Genomic DNA, 24,824 nt, shown 5'->3' with positions numbered 1-24,824 from the left:
CTTATAGCGCCTAGCCCCCCAGGGAAACGCCATGGAAAACAAGGACGATAAGAGTCAAGCTGAACTGCAGGCCGCCAATCTCGCACTACTGATGTTGGCTGAGATACGCGAACAACGCGCGGGATTCAGGGAAGAACGCCTGGCGCTTGAACGGGATCGAAAATTTGCTCGCCGCCTCACCGTGGAGCTGAAGTCGTTGCTCGTTCTCATGCCACTTCTGTTCGGCCTGTACTTTTTCATGCAAATGTTGCAGTTTAAAATAGGTCCCTTCGGCCCGGTCATAGGCATAGTGCACATCGAAGGCGAGATCGCTGCAACCTCACTCGCGTCCGCAGACAAGATCGTGCCGGCCCTGAAGCGGGCGTTTGAATCCAGCAACGTTACGCAGATAGTTCTGGCGATAGACAGTCCCGGCGGCGCGCCGGTCGAGGCCGAGCGTATCGGAAACGCGATTCACTCTTTCAGGAAAAAGCACCCGAAACCAGTAGTGGCGGCGATCAGCAATGTCGGCGCATCGGCTGCCTATATGATTGCCTTGCACGCCGACAAGATCATCGCGGGGAAATACAGTCTGGTGGGATCGATCGGTGCCATCATCGCGCCATGGCAGCTGTCGCGTGCGCTGGATCGGATGGAAATCTCGCAGCAGGTATATGCATCCGGTCACCTGAAGGCATTCTTGAATCCGTTCACGCCGCCTAGCCAGGACGCGCAAGCCAAGGCGCAGGATTTGGTGGACAGGGTAGGGCGAACCTTTTTGCGCGAACTTGAGGATCGGCGCGGCCGCGTCCTGCGGCACGACGTCAACTACGGCAGCGGGGAAATCTGGAGCGGGTTAGAAGCAAAGGAAATCGGCCTGATCGATGCCATCGGCACGATGGATGACTTCGTGGATGCTCAAAAGGATGTGACTGCATTCAACTTTGGACCACACCCTGGCGGATTTGGCCAAATGGGTACCCTGATCTCAACCTCGATCACTTCTGCGTTCGACGACATCATCGCGAGGCAGGAGTTTAAGCTTAGATAGGGGAGGGAGAGCGGAGCTGCAATTTCGTACGGTATGCGACCCATGTCAAGCCAAAATACGGCGCAAATTGGCTAGCTTTCTTGTGGCCGATACTGCCTTCACACGAGTAAGCTTGAAGAATCATGGAAAGATATCAAGCCTACAGGTTCGAGTTGAGACCAACCGGCGAACAGGAGCGCGCCATGCGCCGCTTCGCTGGTTCGTGCCGGTTCGTCTTCAACAAAGCCTTGGCTCTGCAAAAAGAAAATCACGCAGCCGGCAACAAGTTCATCGGATATGTGGACATGTCGAAATATCTGACAGCATGGCGCAACTGTTGCGAAACTCCTTGGCTTGCTGCCGCACCTCGTTCAGCACTTCAATATGTGTTGAAGGACTTAGAGAAAGCTTACGCGAATTTCTTTGCTGGCCGTGCAAAATTTCCGAGATTCAAGCGAAAGGGCGATAGAAACGCCTTCCGCGTGGCAGCAAAAGGGGCAATTAGAATCGAACAAACCAACAGCCGCCTGCGTTTCCCCAAATTAGGATGGCTGCGGTACCGCAAGAGCCGGGACATTGTTGGTGAACCTGTGAATGCAACCATAAGCCAGGCTGATGGTAAGTGGTTCATTTCAATACAAACCCGGCGCGAAGTAGATCCGGTGGTTCCTATCGCTACGAGTGCAGTTGGAATAGATGTCGGCATCGCTCGCTTTGCCACCCTAAGCGACGGCAGCTTCATAGCGCCGCTGAACAGCTTCAAGAGACACCAGCAGCGCTTGGCACGGTACCAGCGCCGCATGGGCCGCAAGGTCAAATTCAGCAATAATTGGAGAAAGGCAGTCGCCAAAGTTCAACGGATTCACACCTGTATCGCGAATGCCCGGAAAGACTTTCTGCACAAGGCTACAGCAGCAATTAGCCAACATCACGCGCTTGTCTGCATTGAGGATTTGCAGGTACGGAATATGTCCAAATCGTCAAAGGGATCGGTTGCACAGCCAGGCAAGAGGGTGCGCCAGAAAGCCGCGCTAAACCGCTCCATTCTCGACCAGGGATGGGGCGAGTTTAGACGGCAGCTCAACTACAAGATGGAATGGAGTGGCGGCATGCTGCTTGCCGTGCCACCGCACCACACTAGCCAAACTTGCCCGGCTTGCAGGCACGTATCAAAAGACAATCGGCAGACCCAGGCGAAATTCCTATGCGTCAATTGCGGCTACGCAAATCACGCCGATGTAGTTGGAGCCGCAAATGTTTTAGAGCGGGGGCACCGCTTGCTAGCCTGTGGAGAGACGGCGCAGTCAGGCCGCTCAAAGAAGCAGGAACCCTCCGAAGCGAGTCGCATCTCATCGCGCCGCGCAGTAGAAATCCCTGTCCTTTAGGCAGGGAGGATGTCAATTTGGCCTGTGGAGAGATGGCGCAGTCAGGCCGCTCGAAGAAGCAGGAACCCGCCGAAGCGCTTCGCAACTCATCGCGCGGCGCGTAGAAATCTCCGTCCTTTAGGCGGGGAGGATGTCAACAGGGATAGGAGGGGCAGAACGGCGTGTACGCCACCGCATCAACAACAGGTTGCTCCCGGCCTTACGAAAAGTCGCGCTTTGAGCGACTCGTGTGTCTAGTGAATTCGTGGCGATTCACCGAGCATCCGGTCAACTGGGTCGACGACTTCCTTCCTTGGCATTACGCCACGCAGATCACGTCTGCCTGAAAAACACTCCGCTTCCCAGCGGTGTGACGCTATCATCGGTCCAATTGAATACCCGTTCAAGACGGTAGTGGCCGGACGCTTACGTTTAGAGCGAGTTGTTTAATGTTCCTAATCGCAATAGCGTCTGAACAGAGGATTTTTCCTAAAAGTACAACATGGTATGGTGTATGGTGCTCAATTTTGTTATGCGTTATGGCAACACCTCTTGTATGCTACGTAGATTACATACCGTTAGCACAATATGAACAAAACGAAGCCCGTTCAAAGCACGCTCCAAACCGCCAAGAATCTTGCACGAGGTGCACTATCGATACTTCGCCAAGATGGTTTAGGTACCAAAACTGTGGGCCGCGGAGTGGAAAAAACTCCTGCGTGGGTTTCGCGTCAGGTTGCGACAGGTCGCTTAAACAAGGCAATTGAAACTGCGCGAAAGGGACTTTCTCAAAGCGATCTTCGTCAATTTAATTCATGGCTAGAAGCTAGATTGCCAGTGCTGGATAGTGATGCGAATCGTATCGGAGTTCGTCTCTCTTCGCTTGGAATTCTCCCGAAAGAATTACTTGCTCAAGGCTTGGATACTGAGCTTAGCGCTTCAATTGAACGACTGAAAGGGCGCAAGGATGACATCCTACATTTCGCCCAAAAGGCAAAGATAATTGCAGACGAAATCGGAAAAGGGCATTTTCCAGAGGCACTCGCCGCACTCACTGAAAGTCTTAAGATATACGGTCATTCCTTTTGGTATATCGAGAGTCTTATAGCGGTTACTAAAATGTCAGAAGGAATTGAAAAATCAAAGAAGCTTGCTGAGACTCTTTCGATTGGTGGGTCTGGGCATCAAAAATTTCTTTTCTATTACTTCGGAGTGCGAAATGAGCCGGCGCAAAGTGCGCTTCGGTTTCGGTCAAACGTAAAGAAGGTTATCGATGATAGCATTCTTACATCATCCTTGAAAACATACCTGAAGTACAGATTGTATAGGTCTCTTGAGTCAAGGGCGATTTCGCTTGCGGATGTTTTAGCGTATGAGCAGAATAATTCATTAATTGATCTTTTTTTTACGATCGTTAAAGTTTCAAATTTAATTCTATCGCAAAAGCGAGCTTTTCCTCAAAAAGTAATTTATCAGGCAGAACGGGTTCAAGTGGAGCTTTGTGATGCAATCGCAGCCATATCCATTTGCATCAATAAGAATTCTAGTGGAACTGAACAACACCTGATGCTTGCAGTACAGGTCTTAAATCTTCTTTTTGATAACCAAGAAGCTACAGGGCCAAATTGTGAAGATTTTCAGGCGATAAGTGCGGTTGCATCTCAACTCTCTACGAGAGGTGATCAACTTCAATCGGATGAAGCATCCAAAGCGTTCATTAATATGAGTTGGTTACCTGTAGCCGATGCTATCGGAGAGGTTCAAGAAATTCCTAGCTTGCCAGAATTATTAATTCTGAATGAGGCTGATAGAAATTCGACACCTTTTTTATCGCAACTTCATAATGCTTTGATTTTCTCGAACGAAAACTCTTACTCAGATACGGCAAAAAAATCGATAAGGAAAATTAGGCGTGTTGATGCATTTCAAAAAGAAGGAAAATTAAACGATCTAGTCTCTTATATCTCTAGAGATTTGGCAGATGAAAAAGACGGAAACATTGAAGACGCGTTGATAGTGATTTATGCTGATGCATTGCTAAAAAATGATCAGCTGATGGAGTGTGTTTCCGTATGTGCAAAGGCGGGGAGGATAAATGATCGATTGCTCCCATTGTTGCCATTTGGAGATTTATTTGTAGGAAAAAGATGGAATTCGATACGGATTTTTGGTCCTTCGTTAGACTTGGCGATTGCGCTTTCGCACGCGTCGCGTGTAATTCAAGATGGTAAGCTTAAAACCTTCAAACGATTTTCAACGGAAGAGTTATTGGTTAGTTTTAGTTGCATGACAGTTGATGAACTAATTCCTAAATTGGCTCTAAAATATGAGCACGATGAAGTAGCGTATTTTGGATATCATGTTTGCGATATTCCGACTATTGAACTATTGCCCGGTATGGGTGAGTCTAAAACAGTACGTTATGCTCGCGTTAGGCTATTAAGGCAACTGGCAGAGCTTCATACAAATAGGAAAATGTCTTATTTGACAGAGGCACAAGCGCTGGACGACGCCTTACAGGTGGACGATGGTCTTTCTGTTTTAGATGACAGCAAAGTACACGTTGATGAGGAAGCTGTAATTGATTATATTTGCGCTGAGTATCCGGCTGATTTTCAAAGATATAAGAAGTTAGTCGAATCTGGTATTGGTCGATCTGAATCGTTAACTGATATATTAAAAAATTTGGATTCGCCTTCAGCGAGGTTATTTCAAATCCCCAAGAACGACGCTGATGACTTATTAGTGCAGTTGATTAACAATATTATGCATCGTTTTTTGTACGACCCGGCTAGTGGTTTAGATATAATTATCGGCCGTAGGATAAGACATAACACGATATCTAGTGAGCTTCGGGGTTATCTGGAAAAATGTGATTTGATCGGTACGATACATCTTGGGAAATATCAACCGTCTCCATCGATAAACAAGATATCACTAACTTTGGATGGGAAGCGGAGAAAAATGCTGTTTGCTGCAAACGCAAGGTTTTCCGAATCCATAGATCAGCTCGTTGCATTACTAAGGGACCAATATTTTAATGTGAAATCGAAGTCCAAACCTCGTGGCGTGTTTGAACTTAATGTCCACCCTGTGCTCTTTGCGGTGTTACGGGTGGCAGCACAGGTCTGCGATGACCTACAGCAGTTTGCACGAGAGTGTATTGATACTTTTTGGTTGTTTTTGTCATTCAAGCTTGATGTTGTTAGTAAAGATATTGAAGCGGAATGTAAGAAAAATTTGAAAGTTACTTTCCAGAAATTCTCGGCAGAGCTTGCGTCCCAAAAGGCAGATTTATTGCAGATTTCTGCAGTGCAACGAGCGGCAGAGGAACTTCAGCGCCGTGCGGTCGATATTGCCAGTTGGATTTCTGTTCCAAAGGTTCGACTTGAATCAAAAACACATAGCCTTAGTAAGACGATTGATATTGCTGTTGCTGTCGTTGCTGGACAAGTTCCCGGTTTCGATCCAAAGGTATCGCGTAACATCAGTACTGATATAAAATTGGATAATCGTGGGTTCGCCTTGGTGTCTGATGCGCTGTATGTAGCCATGGGGAATATCGCTCAGCATTCTGGGAAAAAAATTAACAATGAAATAACTGTTGGCATAGACATGGATTCTAATAATTCTATGCTAATTTTTGAAATCGTAAATGATGTTGCTCCGTCTGCACGCAAACCGGAAAAAATTCAAAAAATGGATTTAATCAGGTCTAAAATACAACGCAGAACGGTTGCAGATGGCGCAAGAAAAAATAAGCATTCTGGCTTATTTAAACTTGCTGCGATTGTTCATCAGTCGGAAAAAGCAGAAATAAGCTTCGGATTCATTGGAAAAGAAAGATTTTATCTGAAGTTTTCACTTTTATACGTCCCATTAAATACAGAAGAGTTCAATTCATGACGATAAACATATTAATCGTTGAGGATAGTGATGCAAAATTAGAGAGCATTAGGACTCTCCTTGAGAGAGAAATAAGTGGTTTATCTATTGATTTTTGTTATTCGGTTAAATCAGCTATCAATAAGTTGGAATGTACTTATCCTGATTTGATTGTGGCAGATATGTCTTTGCCAACCTTCGATATAGAACGTAAAGAGCGAGGAGGTACGCCTAGACCCTTTGGCGGGATAGAGGTTTTTGAGCACTTAGATAGATTTGATTTGCCAGTGCCAGTTATTGTTGTTACGTCATATCCTAGCTTAGGTGATGGTGAGGATGCCCTAAACTTAGATCAATTGCGAAAGCGTTTACGAAAGGAATTCCCATTAAATTACATTGGTGCTGTTTATTTTGATTCGGCCTATTCAAAATGGGAAGAAGATTTTATTAATTTAATTCATCAGTCTATTTCAAAAAAATGAAGATAAAAGTCTTGCTACTGGAAGATGATCCGAGTAAAAAAGGGAAATTGTTAGAGTTCCTGCAATCGTCTACTTCCTTGTTCTCAACTATAGATGTCACACTATGCACAGATGACGCCGAGCGATTTTTGGTACGTGAAAAGTACGACCTTTTTATCGTAGACATAATTGTGCCAAAAAATCTTAGCGGCGAGAGGCATGAACGCAACAGTATCGCTCTACTAGAAAAATTGGACGAAGGCGCGACTTCTGCAAATATTCCACCTTATATTGTTGCACTTAGCTCGGCTTCTGATTTAAGTCAATATGCACTGGAATATTTTGTCGGCCGGCCATGGGGGATTTTACCGTACAATGAAAATGATGACAGCGCTATCCATAGTATTGGTAAAATTGCTTCCTTCATTCAAAGTCGTAACACTTCATCAAAAACGGCATCTTGCGATGCTTTAGTAATTACTGCACTGATGGACCCAGAGTTTTCTGCTGTCGAATCGTTACCGTTTTCTTGGGAGCCTTTTGAACCATTGGATGCCCAGCATTTTATGAGAAAAGGCTCGTTTGAAAACAATGGATCTATATTTAATGTTATAGCAGTGGTTTGTACTCGCATGGGTCCTGTACAGGCGGCGATTCTCACTACAAAATGTTTGATGAGTATGAGGCCAAAAATTGTCGTAATGGCAGGAATTTGCGCTGGACTACCAACTAGGACAGATATAGGCGATGTTGTTGCTGCCGATGTGTCTTGGGATTGGCAAAGTGGGAAGTACGTGGACTCTAAGGGCGCTGAGACTTTTCAAATTACTCCTCATCAGTTGAGTATTAGTGATGCCTTGCGTGGTCAACTTACGTTACTGAAAAAAGACAGTGCATTTTGGCAATCACTTGCCACGCTATCGTCTAAGCATTCTTTACCAATTCCTAAACTGGTTATCGGCCCAATGGCCACTGGATCATCTGTACTAGCAGACGAAAGAGTTACAGAGCGAATTAAAACAGGGCAACATAAAAATCTAACCGGTCTGGATATGGAAACTTATGGAGTATATGCTGCCGTTCAATCCTGTTTGCCAGAAATTCCAATGATAAGCCTGAAAGCCGTTTGCGATAAAGGGGATACCCAAAAATCTGATGAGCACCAGCAATATGCAGCCGATATTTCAGCGAGAGCTTCCTTTCATTTTCTCATGAATTATTTTAAAACTGTTTAGATTTTATTGTTGATAATTTTAATAAGATAATAAAGTGGCTAAATATTTACATTCTCGGCTAATCGATTGAAAATAAAGGTCAGTTCGAAAAACCTCGGCCGAGATACTTTCGGCTGAGTAAACGCAAGACTTTGCAAATCGACTCGACCTCATACGCTTGTAAGCGTCCGGCCACTACCGTCTTGAACGGGTATTCAATTGGACCGATGATAGCGTCACACCGCTGGGAAGCGGCGTGTTGTTTAGGCAGGGTTGATCTGCTGGAGGTAGTTCCACGGCAGGAATTCTTCGACCCGGCTGGCCCGGTGGTCAGCGCTGCGCATGAGCACATGGCGTAGCCAGGCCTCAGGATCGACGCCATTGAACTTGGCCATCCCGAACAACGAGTAGATCACGCCGGCGCGCTCGCCGCCACTGTCGCCGCCTGCGTACAGATGGCTTCGGCGGCCGGTAGTCCCGGTAGTGCCGGTAGCCGAAGGTCAAGCAGCTTTTGCTTAATCGCGACAGGAGTCTCTGCAGGGGAGGGAGGGTAGACAGGCCGGACCCGATCTCGTCGTTGGATCAGGCTGCTACGAGATCGCGCACCAGGCGGCTGGCAAGACGCCCATGCCCAACACGATCCATCGGTTTTCATCTTTCAAGAACCATGGATCAGGAGTAGCCTAGCCACCTTCGGTGATTCAAGCCAGCAACCGGCTCCGTCCGCTTCCGCCCCAAAGCGGAAACTCGAGACCGCTACCAAGAAAAAGCTGATCCGAGCCATTGCCTACTGCCTTATCTCCTGAGGACCGACGGCTTGATAAAGCAGGTGGGGACAAAGCCGATGCTGCAATGGTTGCAGTAACAGCCTTTAATAAATTGGCGCAATGGATCGTCCGACTGATACTGGACCTGCAGTTCGTCTACCGCCAATTGGTCGAGCCGCTGGTATCCTACAAGCTCCACGTTTGGGCTTTTTTCTCCGATGAGAAGCAACTTCTCTACGACACAGCTTGCCGATTTGCATTTTGGACACTTCTCACTATGCATAAGACGCCTTGTTCGAACCATTGTGTCGCCAGTAGCTTCTGGCCGGTAGCGGCACCAGAGCATAGCGGATTGCCAAGCAGAAAAACTCACACATTGGCACGCTGCTTCGAATGGTCGCTTCTGGCCGGAATGAGCCGATCGCCTCATTTTTTCAAGAGCTCTCGATAGTAATCAAAGACGTTATTTTCGTCCCCATCTGTGATGAATTTTGCCACTCGCCCCCATGGCCAAAAGTTGGTGCCTGTCTTCGTTCTAAGTCCTGGGAATTTTTGGCCATTAATCGAAATCATGCCCCACTCCGCGCCATAATTCCTGCGGTACACCTCACCAACATAGCTACCGAACCCCTTGGCAAATAACATCACCTGCTCTTGTGAGGGCCTCGGCGTCTTAGCGACGTAAGAAGCGTGCATCTTTACCAAAGCTCTTTCGACATTTTTAATGCTGGCATCACTCCAATCTAGCTGCATACCAAACTGGCTTTTAGCCAAGTCCACGGCATCTAAAGCATAAGCTTCCGCAATTTTTTGGATGTTAGGATCCGCAACAAAACTGTGACTTTCTTGGTCAACCGCATTCGCGTGGAATGGGAGCATGGCCAAGATAAAAAACAGTAGCGTGTTGAAATTTTTCATATTTTTCTTAAATAGAAATGTACTAAGGCGATGCGTAGTGATCGTCAGGACCTGGCTGCGGATTCAATTGATCAGCGCAACACTTTAACTTAAATGCATCGTTGCAGAACGGAAATGATGCGAAAGAGAACTCGAATCGATAGCGCCGCGACCCGCGAAACCTGAGCTTGCCGTCGCAAGGCGCTTTGCTGCGGAAACATTAATGCACGAACCTGCCGAAGCTCAATTCGCTTATGCCAGTGCGCGACAGAAGTCTCTGCAGGGCAGGGGATAGGCAGGCCAGCCCAGATCTCGGCGTTGGAGCAGGCAGCTATGAGATCGCGCGCCTGAAGTGATGCCACGACTACGCAACCAGGCCCGATGGACACGCGAAGCATTGGCCTTGCCGGCATCCGTGGCAGCCTCGCGGTCGGATAGTCCAGACTCCTTGATTTCCTGGCGGATGTTCGGGGAGGGGCAGGCTTGGGGATGAATGCGTGAGCTTATGGACTGAGGTTTATGCGATGTGCTGCAATCGGTGGGACGATCTCGGTGGCAAACCGCCGATCAACTCGTCAAGCACGGTTCTGGCACGGAACAGGGCCATACTGCGACGAGGAATATGATCACGCGAAACTAAACATTTAATCTCTACTTTTAGCGCGATCTAAAAATGGGGGATTACCATATCATTTGGTGGCGAATCTATACGCCACGCGCTGATATCTTAAACTCGCAGGTGATGCATAGAATGCTGTAACCGGAGACCAAAGCATTGAACTTCAATTCTCCAGAGCACCAGGGACATTTTTTCCGCGTACGTCCCTTTGCTTCATACTCCGAAAATGCTTCCTCAACATATAAGACCTCTTCCTCGGTGACCTGCCGTTTAGAGTTAGTATTCATCGTTCCCTTATAAACCGTGTTGAAGAGTGGCTAGACGAGATACTAGCGCAGATCGGCGACCAGCAAGAAGTTCAAGACGGCGCTGAACTGACGCTTACAGCAGCTCTTGCTTGAGCGCGACAGAAGCCTCTGCAGGGCAGGGGAGATAGACAGGCCAGCTTCTATCTCGTTGGTGGATCAGGCAGCTACGAGATCGCACACTTGGCGTCTGGCAGGGCTCCCAGGGCACAAACACGATCCATCGAACTTTGACCTTCCAAGAACCATGGTTCAGAAGAGTCTAAGCGACAGGTGGCGATTCACCATTGCAAATTGAGGGAAGAAAAATGCGCTTTCGTTTCCATCAAAGCACCGGATGGCATGCGACAATTTCCAGTAGCTCCGCTGCAGCCTTAGACGCTTGCTCAATCGTCAGTGCGTATTTTTTTCTAAAACTGCGAACCAATTGCATCCTTTCTCCGGCCTTGGCAAAAGAAATCAAGTCTGATGAGCCCGCAAAAATACCTCCGAGCACTATCGGTTCACCCGTGCGCGAGATCGGAATGACTGGAGCAATTTCAATCATGGACTGCGCAACACCAGCCTGTATCAGAGCATTTGAAAACTCGCTACCTACTATCCAGCGTACTTCCCCACGTCGTTTCAGAAGATGCTCGACAGGCAGTAGCCGCGTTAACGCTCCACAAAATCGCTCCACACCTGACGCATCAACTATCAAGTCAGCGTCATCGGCAAGCGTTCGCAAATGGCTTTCGACCTCGAACGCGTCATTTGCATGTACCCACGGTGCAAGTCGAAGATGCATCGGCTTGTAGCTGATGATGCTGACGGGCGGTTGCAGGTCTAAATAGCTTCGTACAATCTCGAGCAGTGCGCCAGTTGGTCCACTACAACAGTCAAAGGGAAAGCAGTCGAACACAGCAGCCAGCATCGTGTGTGCAGCGCACCCTTCTTTTGGACTCCACAACGAAAAAAACTGAGGCTTCGAACTCGAGGAATCGAAAACTCCGTCAATGCTAACTCCATCCAAACCAAGCTGACGCCACTGTTCATCCCACTCCATCAACATGACTGAAGAACGTCTATGGAGTGCCGCCATCTGTTCATTTTTGACTGGCAAAGTATGTGTAATGCGGGGAAGAAGGCCTATCGGAAGGGCCTCAAATGTGGCCAATCCCGTGGCCTCGCCTTCAATCCGAATTGAACATTGGCGATGGGAGGAGGGATAGATATTCAAGACGAGATCGAAAATAGGCATATCTTTTTAATACCTTTAATGAAAGTTCAGTCTTGCGCGCTGAGGCCTCAATGCCCGTCGTGCGCATGCGACACTACTGTACTCCCCACCACATTTGCCGTGCCTCGGGTTCCGGCTTAAGCATATGGGGCAGTGAGGAGACTGTATCAAACGAGACGCTCACCTCTGCGGGCTTTTTCCCTACCATTGTTGCAAATCCAGGAGTATCGAAAACTGATTGCTTGAACAAGTTCAGCTCAGCGGCATCCCAACAGGCAAAAGACCAGGTTCCGGCAGGAAGTACTTTTGTAATAACGTCCATATCCCAACGGTAGCAAAGACGCAGCCGTAATCTATGAGTTGGCCAGGGGATCTCACTATCATCAGGCGGAACCCGAAGAAGTCGAACCAATCCTATTTCGAGACGACCTCCACGCCCGTGGTCGGTTACATCCTCATAGCAAGCGATCCCGTCTCCGGCTTGCGCTAGTACGTCGAAACCTGTGTGGCTCGCCCAAAATTCCTCCATCGCCTCGAAAGCCTGCGGCAGCATCAACGAATTGAGCTTGAGGCATTTGAAACGAAGGAAAGATCGAAATTCTTTTTCGATTTTAAGTGAATTTTTCAGAAGCATTGGCTCATCTGTCTTTACCAAAGTTACCCCAATTTTCGAGAGCACAAAGAGAATCCATGTATCCGCTTCTGGCTGCGGGCTCAATCTATCAACGCAACACTTTAACTTAAATGCATCGTTGCAGAGTGGAAATGATGCGAAAAAGTACTTGAATCGATTGCTCCGCGACACACGAAGCCCAAGATTACCGTCGCAAGGCATTTTGCCGCGTGAACGTTAATGCATGAGCCTCCCGAAGCTCAAGTAGCTTTTGCTAGCGCGTGGCAGGAGTCTCTGCAGGGTAGGGGGGATAGACAGGCCAGACCCGGCCTCGTCGGTGGATCAGGCTGCTACGAGATCGCATACCAGGCGCCTGGCAGGGGGGCCAGGCCCCTACCACGATCCATTGGGTTCTCATCTTTCAAGAACCATGGATCAGGATAGTCTAAGCTACTGGTGGCGATTCACATGTGGATATCAGAGGCGATCTATTCTTTAGCTTTAAGCTTTCCCGTTGCCTTCTGATATGCCATCGTTTCAAACAAGAAATCAGCCAAGGTCTTTGCTGAGTTGACGGCAAGTTTGGCATGGTGTCGTGCTGGTCGGTAGCTCGTGGCGTGAGCATCACCCATTTTGTTGCGCATAGTGGCGAGGCCGTAGATGATTGAGTTTAGGCCGGTGAGAACTTGTTTCAGTGCGTCGGATATATCTTTGCGGCTTGGGTCTAAATTGAGCAGATGACGAACGCGGTTGAAAGCCTTCACCATATCGCCGTCGGGTGCTGGAGCGTTGGGGTCAAGTTCTTTTTCAATGGATACCAGAAGCGTTTCAACAAGTGAACGGGCATTGGTGATCGCACCGTCATAATCTTCAGAGTTGATCTTGTCTCGGCACTTCTTGATTTGCTCTTCAATGGCTATCTCGGTGATGTCCGAAGCTTTTTTGAAGGGTACTTCAAGATCTATCAATCCACCACTGAGCAAGCGAACTTTGTAGTATAGGCCGTCTTTGACTACTTCAAGGTTGTCATGCTTAATTATGGCATTGAGTTCTTTTGCACATTCTTCAGGCGGGGTAAGCGTTGCGTTGGTATTGATCCAATTTCTTTCATCGAGCAAGTCCTTGAACATGTCCTTCAGTATTTCCTTGTTGTTCAGTGCTTTGAGCTTATCCTCAGCGAAAATGTAGCGAGTGGGGAATGGCGGTTCATAAACCTCCCGAAAGCCGTACTCATTGAAGAAGCTGACAAGTTTGGGACCACTACGGTACGGCCAGCCTGGTGTATCGCCTGAGATCATCTTGGCGAGGTGCTGGATGGTGAATGATGTCAGTTTCATAATTATATTGGTTTTGAAGTCCCGTGAAGACGTGCCACCACTTTATCAGAGATGTCTTTTTCTCACTAATCCCTCAAAAATGATGCAAGGTGGTAACATTTGGACTTCAGGTTTTGACAACAGGGTGTATCAATGGTTTCGTGGGGTCCAAGTGCGCCAGGCTTGCTTTTTACTAAATCGGATAGCTGGCGAGTGTCGCTTCATGAGGGCCAGATTTCTGTCATTAGCACCACAATTAGGCGTTCGGCAGAACTCTCCAAAGATGCTGTTAGCGTAACTCCAGGATTGCTCTGGTCATCCATAAAGGTTCGGTTAGGCCAAGACGCTACTGTCGCGCTGGACGGCATACCGAATGAACAAGCCGCTAACATGAAGCTTGTCTTCGATGAAGCACATCGCGCTATCCTGCTTGAAGGGGAAATGGCAAAGCAGCTTCAGAAGTTGGATACCTGCTTGGCGGTCGTGCGTGTTTGGCGTGATGCAGTTGGCGCCTCCTTCACTTCGCATAAAAATGACCTGATCTGGATCACTCATCAAACTGTTACTGGTTGGAAGAACTCAATCCCCGTAGACGAAAAAACAGCTCTTGCGGAACTTCTTAAGGTTGGCTACGTGAGCAAGGCATTCGATGCGAAAGATGAGACAACTAGGGCGTCAGTGCGCCTTATGGATGCTGACCTGTTGGCTATTGCGCGTGAACAGAATGCGGCTCTGTTGAAGTCTGAGACCGTCACCCATAAACAATACTTTGACACTGTTGAGAAGTCGCCACTGACCGATGAACAAATCAAGTCTGTGATCTGCTTTGACAACCGTGTTTTAACGATAGCGTCTGCTGGTTCGGGCAAGACCTCGACGATGGTTGCGAAGGCCGGCTATGCGTTGCGCCGACAGTTTTTCACCTCTGACAAAATTCTTCTGCTTGCCTTCAACAAGGATGCTGCTGAGGAACTGAAACAACGTGCCATTGACAGATTGGGGCCGCTCGGGTTGAAGGCCGAATCGATTGTAGCAATGACCTTCCATGCTTTCGGTGCATACGTCATCGGTCAGGCCACACAGGAAAAGCCGACTCCTGCGTCTTGGGTGACGAATGGCAAAGACATTGAACATTTGTCGAAGCTCATCGATGAACTCAAAGATAAGGATAAATCATTTCGCGTGAAATGGGACATGTTCCGTGTTGTGTTCAGCCGCGACTTGCCAAAATTCGGGAAAGAAGATGAGTCGCATGACGACTGGAATCCGAAGGCAGGGGCACAAGTTTTTCCCACGCTGAATAATGAAGTCGTCAAAAGCCAGGGCGAGCGCTTGATTGCTGACTGGTTGTTCTATAACGGCGTTGAGTACACATACGAACCAGAGTATGAACACCCTACCGTTACGGCTGACCGCCGCCAATATTATCCTGACTTCTACTACCCAGAAATCAAGCTCTATCATGAGCATTTCGCTCTTGATGAAAATGGCAAAGCACCCCCCGAGTTTGAGGGCTACATGGATGGCGTTGTCTGGAAGAGGCAGACGCATAGGCAGCACAAAACGTCCCTGATGGAGACGACCTCCGCTGATATCCGTAGCGGTCAGGCGTTTGACATCTTGGAGGCCGAGCTGACAAAAAGGGGTATCAAGCTGGACCCTAATCCTGACAGGCCGGCAAAGGGTGGGGAGCCTATTGAACATGAACAGCTAGTGCGAAAATTCCGCACCTTCCTGACACACGTGAAGAGCAACGTTCTCTCTCATGAAGATCTCACCGCGCGGGTGGCTGCCAATGGGTTGAACAACTTTGCTTATCGTCACATGATCTTCCTAGATTTGTTTAAGGACATTCGTAAGGCTTGGGACGATAGTCTCAAAGCGAAGAGCTTCATTGATTTTGAAGACATGCTCAACATGGCTTCTGGTCACTTAGAAAAAGGCCAATGGGAATCACCTTTTGAACTGGTCATGGTTGATGAATTTCAAGATGCATCACATGCTCGCGCAAGGATGTCCAGCGCGTTGGTCAAGCAGTCAGGACGCTTCCTGTTCGCAGTTGGTGACGACTGGCAAAGCATAAATCGTTTCGCAGGATCTGACATTTCGGTAATGACGGATTTTGAGAAGAAGTTCGGTAAAGGCGAGATAGTGAAGCTTGAGCGAACCTTCCGATGCCCACAATCGCTGTGCGATATTTCCAGTAATTTTGTGGGCAAGAATAAGGCGCAGTTGAAGAAAAAAGTCGCGTCCAACAGGCCTGAGTTTGCCCCGCCACTTCAAGTTTTCCAAGTGGAGAGCAACAAGAAAATTCAGGAGAGTATTCATAAGGTGCTGGCCGAACTTTGCAAAGGGATCGAGAGTGGAGCCGTTGCCCCAGCTAGTAAAGGTTTGATTTCGGTCTTCGTTCTCGGTCGTTACAAGAAGGACGATCAATTCATTCCTGATGACTGGAAAAAAGATTTTGGCAGTTTTATTGAGTTGCGGTTTTCAACGATGCATGGGTCCAAGGGCCTTGAGGCTGACTACGTAATTTTGCCGCGTATGGTCAACAAATATTCCGCGTTTCCGAGTATGATTGAAGATGATCCCGTACTTCAACTTGCTATGCCATCAGGTGACGATTACCCGTATGCAGAAGAACGCCGATTGTTCTATGTTGCCCTCACTCGTGCGCGTCGGTCGGTAACTATATTCACCGTGGACCGTATGGTTTCGCCGTTCGTTCTTGAGCTGGTAAAAGATCTCAAGCTTGAAGTGCGCAGCATGGACAGCAAGAAATCAAAGGTCGTGAAATGCCCTAAATGTAAGACAGGCACGCTGAAAGCGAAATCTGGTCAATACGGTGACTTCATTGGATGTACTGCATACCCAGCTTGTAAGCACACAGTCAAAATCCCCAAAGTAGCCGTCAAAACTAAGCTCACCAATACATGAATAATCTGTGCGCAGCAACGGTTTTTAATTTTTCAATTTTCAGGAAGTGAATATGAAACTCGTTCGTCTGTCTCGTGGTATTTCCGGTGCTTTGAAAAAGGCAGCGACTCAAATCGCCATTGATAACGCAGTTGATTTGTCTGCCTTTCACATTGTTGAAAATGATCCCTTTGCCACCATTGCACAAGCAGAAGTGACGACTAGGCTTAAACATGATTTCGATCTGTTAGAGAAACCATATTCGGCAGACGGCATTACAACAAAAGGTGAGGCTATCTTCATGCTTGATGATAGCGTCTCTCCACATCAGCTTATGGGCTTTGCCTCGTACAAACCACGCGCACCGGCCTACACTTTTGCTACTATCGTGTATATCGCAGTAGATCAAAAATACCGGGGCCAAGGTGTGTTCAGAGCGATTATGACTGAGATTCTCGAGCACTATCCGGCTGCCGCGATTGACTGCCCGATTGAACTAGTCCCCCTCTACGAGAAATTTGGTTTTGAAGTTGAAGAAAGCTTCGGTTCACACGTCCTCATGCTGACTGGTCCTCTCAACGGGAAAATTGTCCACCTTAGTACGGAAGAACTGATAACTCTGCCAGCTTTCAGATCAGCAAAACAGCTTATATCAGCAAAAATGGGGAACAACTTCTCTGCTGGATTGACTGCGTTCAATCAACAAAATACAAAAGCTGCGCAAGCGGCTGAGGCATTCGTCTTGGCTAAAAAATCCAACCCCTCAACGTAACAGTGCGGCGTGGCGCTTTGACCTATGATCTTCAAAAATTACGAACGGACTGACAGCAGCCCGAAGGCGAACGCGGAAGGTAGTTTTGCTTTCCTTGACCGGTCGGCGCGGCCAGAGTTTGAAGTGGTCCGCAACTTCGTGGAAGAGCTGCTTGCTCAGTATCCGGCAAAGGGCATTGATGAAGTGGTGGCTCGCCTCACTCGTGGCAACGAGGTAGATTTTCGATCTGCTAGTTTTGAGGTTTTGATCTTCAACTACCTCAGGCGTCTTGGCTACACTCTTGAGCCTCATCCTGAGCTGAAGAACGGCTCAAAGAAGCAACCTGACTTCCATGTAGTTGCGCCTGATGGGAGCGAGTTCTTACTTGAAGCTGTGCTTTCAAAAGAGGACAAGGGTGAGAACCCAGCAGTAAAGGCCATGATTGGTACCGTCATGGATAAGCTCAACACTCGGCCGCATGATAATTTCCGTGTGACGTTCTCAACTAGGGGGGTGCCGACTACTCAACCTTCAGGCAAAAAGATTCTTCATGAGGTTCATACCTGGTTGAACACGCTCGATCCTGACCAGATCCAGGCGGAACACCACGCCAGCTTTTTTGCCACTGCTCCGAAGCGTGACATTCCTCATGAAGATTGGACGGTTTCATTTCAGCCGATACCTATCCCTCCTGAAAAAAGAGGAACAGCAAAGCAGCTCATAGGACTCATTGATGGGGGCGGCGGCGTGGTGGATTCATGGACTCCATTGAGAGAGTCGTTGAAGGAGAAGGGACAGCGATATGGTGAGCTGGAGCATCCCCTTTTGGTCGCAGTGAACTTCTCTGCATTCAACCTATCTGATATTGATGAAATGCAGGCGCTGTTCGGTCAAGAACAGTTTCACTTTCCGATTGAGGGTGATGGAGAACCGGACTTTAGCAGAGCCAAAAATGGTTTGTGGATTGGTCCCAAAGGTCCACGAGCGACAAGGGTAAGTGGTGCTTGGTTCTTCAATGATCTGAGCTTTCATACCGCGGCGCGCCGCAAGGGAACTTTATATTTCAACCCTTGGGCGTTGCATGCCTTACCTGCGATTTTGGATCAGTTCCCTCATGCCAGGGTAGGCGCCGATATGAAGATAGAGCGAGGTGGTGAAGTGACTTTTGCCGATGTTTTCAAGCTCTCAAGTGACTGGCCTGACTAGCTGCGTTTGTTGATGAGCCAACGAACTAAGCCAGCGTTTATAACGAGGTCTGCAATACGGTCATCGTCAATGACGTTGATGCGCCTGTCGGTGCTGATGTAGTTGCGAATGCTGGCGTCGGGCGAGTGTATGACGAAGAACAGCTCATCGAATCCCTCCATGCCTTCAAACGCGGTTATGGTTTTATTGAGGACGTTGATATCGCCCTTGGACTTCACTTGGACGAAAGCGCGCCGACGGGTCACTGGTGAGAACATGTCAAGGTCAATGTCTTTCTCTGTCTTGCCAAGCTCGGAAGTTCGCTGCCAGCCTTCTTGCGTAAAGATGAGGTCAGTGAGTAGTTCAAAGTCCTTCCAGTGCAGCCCATGAACTAGGTTCTTGATGGACTGAGCGAGGCCGTCAAGGTGTGTTTCAGCTTCAATGACATCAATCGGCGTCAGTCCGTTTATGCGACGGACCAAGTATTCGCCCATCTCTTCCAGGCCGCATATGGTTCCCCGGAATCCTTGAACTTTCGTCACGCGGCCGTCAATGTTCAGGATGCTCAAATCCCTTCCGGTGACATCTACTGAGGACCAGCCGTTTAAGGTATAACGGATGCGGCTCAGGTCTTCAAGCTCGGTGACTTCAGGCTGAGCAAAGCACCACCACAGCTTGCGATTGTAGAAGGTGAACCAGAGGGTGTTGGTGTCCAGCTCGTAGAAGTCTCGGACCTGATTAATGTCGCGGGTCGCTGTGCCTTTTTTGTGGTTGCCACTTCTGAAGTTGAACCAGTACTTGTAGACGATGTCCCAGCGGCGAGCTAAACAGTCTTGATGGTGAGGGCTGTCATATCCAAGACGTATTGTGCCGTCCTCAATGCAGGACCGTTCCCACATGCCTTTTTCACCCAGCTTGATAAATCTGATCGTAGTTGGCTTGATGTGTGCGCTGCTGATAGTGCTATTCAAAGTTTGTCCCGATACATGCTTAGAAAAGTTCGTCCTTACGAATTGGATTTGCGAACATCGGACTTTCATTTTTTGAGTTGCCCACGACTTTGTCCACCTCATACCACTCAAAGAATTCAGGGCCCAAGGCTCTGTTCAAAATGAAGTCGTTCGCTTCCTCAGGCGTGAACGTGTCCATCATCCAAGTTTGAGCGTCTTCGGGACTTAGCGCAACTGGCCGGTGGTCATGGGCATCCGCCATGCCCCCTAAAGCGTCGTCAGTGATGATCGTGAAGGCTTTGTGTTCGGTATCCTTGGTTAGCTGCGGGGAAATCGATCAACACAACACTTTAACTTAAATGCATCGTTGCGGAGTGGAAATTATGCGAGAGGTAGATCGAATCGACTGCTCCGCGCACCGCGGACCCCGGGATTAACCTTGCAAAGGGTTTAGCCACGGAAGAGTTCATGGTGGATTCCACCGAAGCTCCAATAGCTTTTGCTAGTGCGCGGTAGGAGTCTATGCAGGGCAGGGGAGATAGACAGGCCAGACCCGATCTCGTCGTTGGCTCGGGCAGCGACGAGATTGCGCACCAGGAGCCTAGCAGGACACCGAGCCTCCAACACGATCCATCGGTTTTCATCTTTCAAGAACTATGGACCAGGAGAGGCTGAGCTACTGGTGGCGACTCAATCCTTACTTCGCTAAATACCTGCGCGATAGATGGCTTTAACGAAACTTGGACCAGCTTTAAATTTCGAGACAACCTAAATTGCTACCAGCCTGCCTTCCACGAGTTCTGGCTGCACTAGGGAGTTTTCTCTTCTGGTATCCGGAGAGAAATCATGCCAGAACAATCGAGCAGAGGAGGGCTCATATACCCAAGGATGGTCTAGCACGTCGAATTTTTTTAAGCGCCGGCCACGAAGATATATGTTCTGTTCGTGGTTTTCCACATCTTGAGGCCAGTAAACGCCTAAGTGCCTTTGGCTCATATTTTGATACACCTTCGCCACCTGCGGAGCGCCACCGATCTCCGAGAATTGCTTCGACGAAAGGACGGCGTAGAAGGCCTCTGCCGGCTGCATGTCCAGCTTTGCACCTCTAGTCTTGGATTTTTTTCGACGTTCGGCTATATGGCGCACCATAGCACTCATCGGATCTTTGTCCCCAATGTGCGTGATGATTTCCCCGCCAATTCCTCGTGCGGATCTGCTTTCGAAAAGAAGGCGTGTTGGGTGGAAAACGATGCGACGAACGAAGAAGTCTTTTCTGCGTGCAGAATAGCCAGCAAAGATAAACGAACATTCAGGTACTTTCATCGAGGGGTGCGCCGGCTTGGATACGAAGCTCAGTGATTCATTGAGCATTTGAATGACAAGGTCGTAGGCATCAATGAGATCTAATGCCCTATCTCGAAGATCTACGAATGACTCGATGTAGGATGAGATCTGCGCAATCAGTGGGTAAGTCCATGCTGTGTCTCCGGCGAATGCAATTATCCCATCGCTGCGACCTATCCCAAATATTTTGGGGCCGTAATCCCAGTTTTTTCCTCCACTTAGTCGACTGTCCGACATCATCCACAGTTCCCGCCCAGTTTGAGTTGTCCTGGTCCATGCAACGACAAGTGTCATGTGTTCTCATTTCGAAAAATTTAATGCTACGTTCAGAAGATGGGGCAGTACCGGAATACAGCTTTCGGAATAAGGTGCCGCCAGAAATATCGTTTCTACGAAAGGGATGATTCAAACGACTTTCATTGATAAATGCATCGTCAGGTTGTTTATTATTGCTGTTGTCGTCGCGAATGAGGTCCACTTTTGGACGGATCCCGTCGTCGACAAGTTTCATGCTAAAGAAAACGCTTTCAATGAAGAAGATCAAAAATTTCCACTGAAGAATTCACGTGCTTAAATCAAGGCGACTGATTTCGAAGTCGACGTGCCCGACGCATAATGCACCCATGTCGATAAAAAATCCTTGTACCTCGACCAGACCGTCCCCATGATCGAGCACATGCCCGCGCCCACGATATGCGTAATGTCCGGTACGTTCAATCCACTCCGTAGACAATGCCTCTTTTTCGCTTTCTGGCCAGTCAGCCAGGTATGTGGCGTGGACATCTGCATCTAGAACCGATAAGCGATTTTCGATAACGTCGCCCGCCTCTAAGCTGCACGGATGGCAAAACACGACGAGCTCACCTTTCTCGCTGCGCAGAGTAACTGACGCGGCTTCTTCATCTGGTGGATCGACCAAAACTACAGTGAGCTTATCCATTTTTTCAGAGTACCTTGTGTCTTTTAAGGATGGGATAGAAGACCGCGTCTGGCCGGTTGCTGTTGCGGATTTAATCGATCAACGCAACACTTTAACTTAAATGCATCGTTGCAGAGTGGAAATGATGCGAAACGGAACTCGAATCGATAGCGCCGCGACTCGCAAAACCCGAGATTGCCGTCGCAAGGCGTTTTGCTGCGGGAACGTTAATGCACGAACCTGCCGAAGCTTAAGTAGCTTATGCTCAAGCGCGGCAGGAGTCTCTGCAGGGCAGGGGGGATAGACAGGCCAGACCCGACACATCGTTGGATCAAGCCGCTACGAGATCGCACACCTGGTGCTTCAGAGGACACCCAGGTCCGGACACAAGCCATCGGTTTTTCATCTTTCAAGAACCATGGATCAGGAGAGTCAAAGCTACTGGCGGCGATTCAATGGCACCGTCCGCTACCGCCCCATACCGGTCATTGAAGTATTGCTCCTGACTCTGGAACTAGGCTAAATAGGCGCCAGCCGCTTGGTGGGTCCCATTCACCATCACCACGAATCTGACCCGCGCTCGCATCGTGAAGGACTACACCGTCGATCCCAAGCGGCGACTGCTCCCAGATCAGACCTCCTGTATGGTCAAAAGCAAGAACTTCAGATGCCGAAGTTACAAGCACTGCGATGCGGCTATTTAGGTTCTCAAGGTCGCGCGAATCGTACAAATGGCCAAAGTAACCGTCCAGCTGATGGCGACGAACTTCTCCAAGGTAAAGATCAACGACGAACACGAACTGCCCAAAGCCGATGTAAACGATGCCCTCAGCGAAACGTGTGCTCTGAAAGCATGAGTAGCCTGCGCTGGCAAGAATGTTTACGCGAGTCACCGGCGCACTATGGTGAGCGATCAAGACACTGGCAACAATGTTGGATTCTGAGGTTGGGCCGCGAGCAACAAGGACGCGACCATGTTCACTTTGCTCGCCAAGACTGAGAAATTTAACTTCCATCTGCATTTGTTTCCAAGGGATACGTCGAGTGACCGCTTCTGGCTGCAGATTCAATCGGTCAACGCAACACTTTAACTTAAATGCATCGTTCAGAGTGGAAGTTATGCGAGAGATAACTCGAATCGATTGCGCAGTGCCCCGTGGGCCCCGAGATTACCGTCGCAAGGCGTTTTGCCATGTGAACGTTAGTGCAGGAACGCGCCGAAGCTCAACCAGCTCTTGCTCGTGCGCCGTATGAGTCTCTGCAGGGCAGGGGATAGACAGGCCAGACCCGGTCTCGGCGTTGGAGCAGGCAGCTACGAGATCGCACACCAGGTGCTTGGCAGCACCTAACACGATCCATTGGTGTTCCATCTCTCAAGAACCGAGGATCAGGAGTGGTTAAGCTACTGATGGCGATTAATCAAGCGGCCCGGGCAAGTGTCTATTTTGGTGTGGAGCCGCCGGTACCCGAGCCTCTGGCAGGAAGATTCACCTGACGATCCATATCTAGTTTCCTCCAGGAAGGCAAGACTCGAGACCTTCAGCTCCTCTCCTACGTGACAGTCCTAACGTATTATCAATCTATAGGTCTCGCACGACTGAAGCAATCAACGAGGAAGGAAATGTGGAACATGAACAAGGAGAAAATATCATGATGACAAAAGCAGAGCGTGTATCAAAAAGATCAGACGGCACATGGAGCCAACCGAACTCTGAATACCCGATTAATGCATCCATCTCAACTGAAATTGATCTTAATGAGTTTGAGCGGATCGCAACAATAGATTGCGAATTACCCTGCAATGATGAAAAATTTCCGAAGGGCGCCATAATTTCAGATACATACAAGGTTGGCAATGGAATTTTTCGAAGAAAATTACCTCTCCCTTGACATACATCATCGTTGGCTAGGTGTCGCATGAGTGTTGAACTGCCACGAGCTCACTAAGTTCTGACTAGCCGATTAAGCAGCTTCTTTTTGTAATCGACTAGAATAGGCTTGCTACCAATCCTGTGACAGCATTTCGGATTGTGGGCACATATCAACATCTAACCGCCTTTGCCGAATTGGTTAAACTTTAAGCAACCAAATATCAACTGCTCCATCTCCCTATCCTAAATCTGTGTGGCCTGACCAGAATGCAAAAGTTTCCGGCAATTCAATTTCGACGGCGGCTGGGGTATCATCTACTATTGATTGCAAACTAACATACTCGACTTTTTAATTTTGTATTGGAAATACGTGAAAAAGATCGCTTCAGTTTTTCAGCGCAACTATGATGGCGACCGCTGCGTTCGCAACGAGGTGGTGCCAGGATCGGAATGGGTAATGGAAGGGCATGGCGTAGCTACGCGCAAATGGGACGGGATGGCCGTCCTGGTGGAATCGGGTAAGGTATTTAAACGTTACGATGCCAAAGCTGGGCGCAAGCCACCGCCCGAATTTGTTCCAGCTCAGCCTGAATCCGACCCTGTCAGCGGACATTGGCCGGGGTGGGTACCAGCTATCGGCCCTGATTCTGCCAGAATCATGGAGGGAATTGCATGGGGTAGCAAAAACCTGTTTCACAACCTGTCGGTTCCCGATGGTACCTATGAGGTATGCGGCCCGAAGATTGGCACACGGCATGGCCCTAATCCTGAAAACTTAACCGAACACATTCTTGTGCCTCATGGGCGCGACATACTCGAAGATTGCCCGCGCACCTTCGAGGGAATCCGCGATTATCTGGCGACAAGGCTCATTGAGGGCGTTGTTTGGCACCATCCTGACGGGCGAATGGCAAAGATCAAAACCGCCGACTTCGGCATTAAAGGATAACGTTACAGCGAATAACTTGGGTTTGCCAAGCTATCCGATATCCAACTCAAGGAACGGATGGCGCGCTCCAACTCAAGCCATCGCAGCGCTGAGCCGTAGCAATCAAACCTCGCGACAGCGCCTGAACCCGCCGAAACACAAGCAGCTCTTGCTCGAGCGCGGCAGAAGCCTATGCAAGGTAGGAGGATGACAGACCAGCCCCGATCTCGTCGTTAGATTAGGCAGCTACCAGAATGCGCACCAGGTACCTAGCCGGACACCCAGGCCCCT

At 48.7% G+C, this 24,824-nt stretch carries 19 protein-coding genes and 1 pseudogene; 10 read left to right on the top strand and 10 right to left on the bottom strand.

What is annotated here, in order from left to right:
- Nucleotides 1-31 precede the first annotated feature (31 nt).
- The 5 genes from O3298_RS15105 (at nt 32) to O3298_RS15085 (ending at nt 7,954) form a co-directional block, all read left to right on the top strand.
- Nucleotides 32-1,030: a S49 family peptidase gene (locus O3298_RS15105; RefSeq protein ID WP_305059907.1), complete on the top strand. Its 999-nt coding sequence runs from the start codon at nt 32-34 to the stop codon at nt 1,028-1,030.
- A gap of 122 nt (nt 1,031-1,152) precedes the next feature.
- Nucleotides 1,153-2,394 (top strand): transposase, encoded by a 1,242-nt coding sequence (locus O3298_RS15100; protein WP_305059906.1) that lies wholly within the window; start codon nt 1,153-1,155, stop codon nt 2,392-2,394.
- Between the two features lie 567 nt (nt 2,395-2,961).
- Complete coding sequence (locus O3298_RS15095; RefSeq protein WP_305059905.1) at nt 2,962-6,279, top strand: hypothetical protein; 3,318 nt, start codon at nt 2,962-2,964, stop codon at nt 6,277-6,279.
- On the top strand, nt 6,276-6,740 hold the full coding sequence (locus O3298_RS15090; protein WP_305059904.1) for a response regulator: 465 nt from the start codon (nt 6,276-6,278) through the stop codon (nt 6,738-6,740). The genes O3298_RS15095 and O3298_RS15090 overlap by 4 nt, the downstream gene beginning before the upstream one ends.
- A gap of 11 nt (nt 6,741-6,751) precedes the next feature.
- Complete coding sequence (locus O3298_RS15085; protein ID WP_305059903.1) at nt 6,752-7,954, top strand: hypothetical protein; 1,203 nt, start codon at nt 6,752-6,754, stop codon at nt 7,952-7,954.
- Nucleotides 7,955-8,196: 242 nt separating this feature from the next.
- Here O3298_RS15085 and O3298_RS15080 read toward each other — a convergent pair.
- The 5 genes and pseudogenes from O3298_RS15080 to O3298_RS15060 form a co-directional block, all read right to left on the bottom strand.
- Nucleotides 8,197-8,403: pseudogene (locus O3298_RS15080) on the bottom strand (transposase domain-containing protein); the annotation flags it as partial.
- Between the two features lie 723 nt (nt 8,404-9,126).
- Complete coding sequence (locus O3298_RS15075) at nt 9,127-9,618, bottom strand: hypothetical protein (protein ID WP_305059902.1); 492 nt, start codon at nt 9,616-9,618, stop codon at nt 9,127-9,129.
- 1,228 nt (nt 9,619-10,846) lie between these two features.
- Nucleotides 10,847-11,761, bottom strand: coding sequence for a hypothetical protein (locus O3298_RS15070; protein ID WP_305059900.1), 915 nt, complete (start codon nt 11,759-11,761; stop codon nt 10,847-10,849).
- Between the two features lie 73 nt (nt 11,762-11,834).
- The gene (locus tag O3298_RS15065) at nt 11,835-12,458 is read right to left on the bottom strand and encodes a hypothetical protein (protein WP_305059899.1); all 624 of its coding nucleotides are present in this window, start codon (nt 12,456-12,458) and stop codon (nt 11,835-11,837) included.
- A 383-nt stretch (nt 12,459-12,841) separates the two neighbouring features.
- Nucleotides 12,842-13,690 carry an abortive infection family protein gene (locus tag O3298_RS15060; protein ID WP_305059898.1) on the bottom strand — a complete coding sequence of 283 codons (849 nt, stop codon included), beginning with the start codon at nt 13,688-13,690 and terminating at the stop codon, nt 12,842-12,844.
- A 132-nt stretch (nt 13,691-13,822) separates the two neighbouring features.
- On the opposite strand from O3298_RS15060, the gene O3298_RS15055 reads away from it, so the two are divergent.
- The 3 genes from O3298_RS15055 to O3298_RS15045 are packed head-to-tail and all read left to right on the top strand — an operon-like array spanning nt 13,823 to nt 18,542.
- Nucleotides 13,823-16,606, top strand: coding sequence for a UvrD-helicase domain-containing protein (locus tag O3298_RS15055; protein WP_305059897.1), 2,784 nt, complete (start codon nt 13,823-13,825; stop codon nt 16,604-16,606).
- A gap of 52 nt (nt 16,607-16,658) precedes the next feature.
- Complete coding sequence (locus O3298_RS15050) at nt 16,659-17,357, top strand: GNAT family N-acetyltransferase (protein ID WP_305059896.1); 699 nt, start codon at nt 16,659-16,661, stop codon at nt 17,355-17,357.
- A 24-nt stretch (nt 17,358-17,381) separates the two neighbouring features.
- Entirely contained in the window at nt 17,382-18,542 is a 1,161-nt protein-coding gene (locus O3298_RS15045) for a hypothetical protein (protein WP_305059895.1), read from the top strand.
- Here the strand turns inward: O3298_RS15045 and O3298_RS15040 are convergent.
- From O3298_RS15040 to O3298_RS15025, 5 genes are all read right to left on the bottom strand, one after another.
- Entirely contained in the window at nt 18,539-19,492 is a 954-nt protein-coding gene (locus O3298_RS15040; protein WP_305059894.1) for a restriction endonuclease, read from the bottom strand. The two genes, O3298_RS15045 and O3298_RS15040, sit on opposite strands and share 4 nt — an antisense overlap.
- Before the next feature lie 19 nt (nt 19,493-19,511).
- Complete coding sequence (locus tag O3298_RS29180; RefSeq protein WP_369811616.1) at nt 19,512-19,805, bottom strand: SOS response-associated peptidase family protein; 294 nt, start codon at nt 19,803-19,805, stop codon at nt 19,512-19,514.
- A gap of 434 nt (nt 19,806-20,239) precedes the next feature.
- Complete coding sequence (locus tag O3298_RS15035) at nt 20,240-21,109, bottom strand: hypothetical protein (RefSeq protein WP_305059893.1); 870 nt, start codon at nt 21,107-21,109, stop codon at nt 20,240-20,242.
- A 268-nt stretch (nt 21,110-21,377) separates the two neighbouring features.
- Nucleotides 21,378-21,755, bottom strand: coding sequence for a hypothetical protein (locus O3298_RS15030; protein WP_305059892.1), 378 nt, complete (start codon nt 21,753-21,755; stop codon nt 21,378-21,380).
- 464 nt (nt 21,756-22,219) lie between these two features.
- Nucleotides 22,220-22,756 (bottom strand): hypothetical protein, encoded by a 537-nt coding sequence (locus tag O3298_RS15025; protein ID WP_305059891.1) that lies wholly within the window; start codon nt 22,754-22,756, stop codon nt 22,220-22,222.
- A 601-nt stretch (nt 22,757-23,357) separates the two neighbouring features.
- Between O3298_RS15025 and O3298_RS15020 the strand changes: the two genes are divergently transcribed.
- Together O3298_RS15020 and O3298_RS15015 are read left to right on the top strand one after the other, a co-directional pair.
- On the top strand, nt 23,358-23,624 hold the full coding sequence (locus O3298_RS15020) for a hypothetical protein (protein WP_305059890.1): 267 nt from the start codon (nt 23,358-23,360) through the stop codon (nt 23,622-23,624).
- Nucleotides 23,625-23,975: 351 nt separating this feature from the next.
- Entirely contained in the window at nt 23,976-24,554 is a 579-nt protein-coding gene (locus tag O3298_RS15015) for a hypothetical protein (protein WP_305059889.1), read from the top strand.
- The last annotated feature ends 270 nt before the right edge of the window (nt 24,555-24,824 follow it).

It is taken from the genome of Janthinobacterium sp. SUN137, assembly GCF_030587265.1.
GTDB classification, from domain to species: Bacteria; Pseudomonadota; Gammaproteobacteria; order Burkholderiales; family Burkholderiaceae_D; genus Janthinobacterium; species Janthinobacterium kumbetense.
The sequence above is the reverse complement of the archived record's forward strand: the minus strand, read 5'-3'. Positions and strand labels throughout refer to the sequence as shown.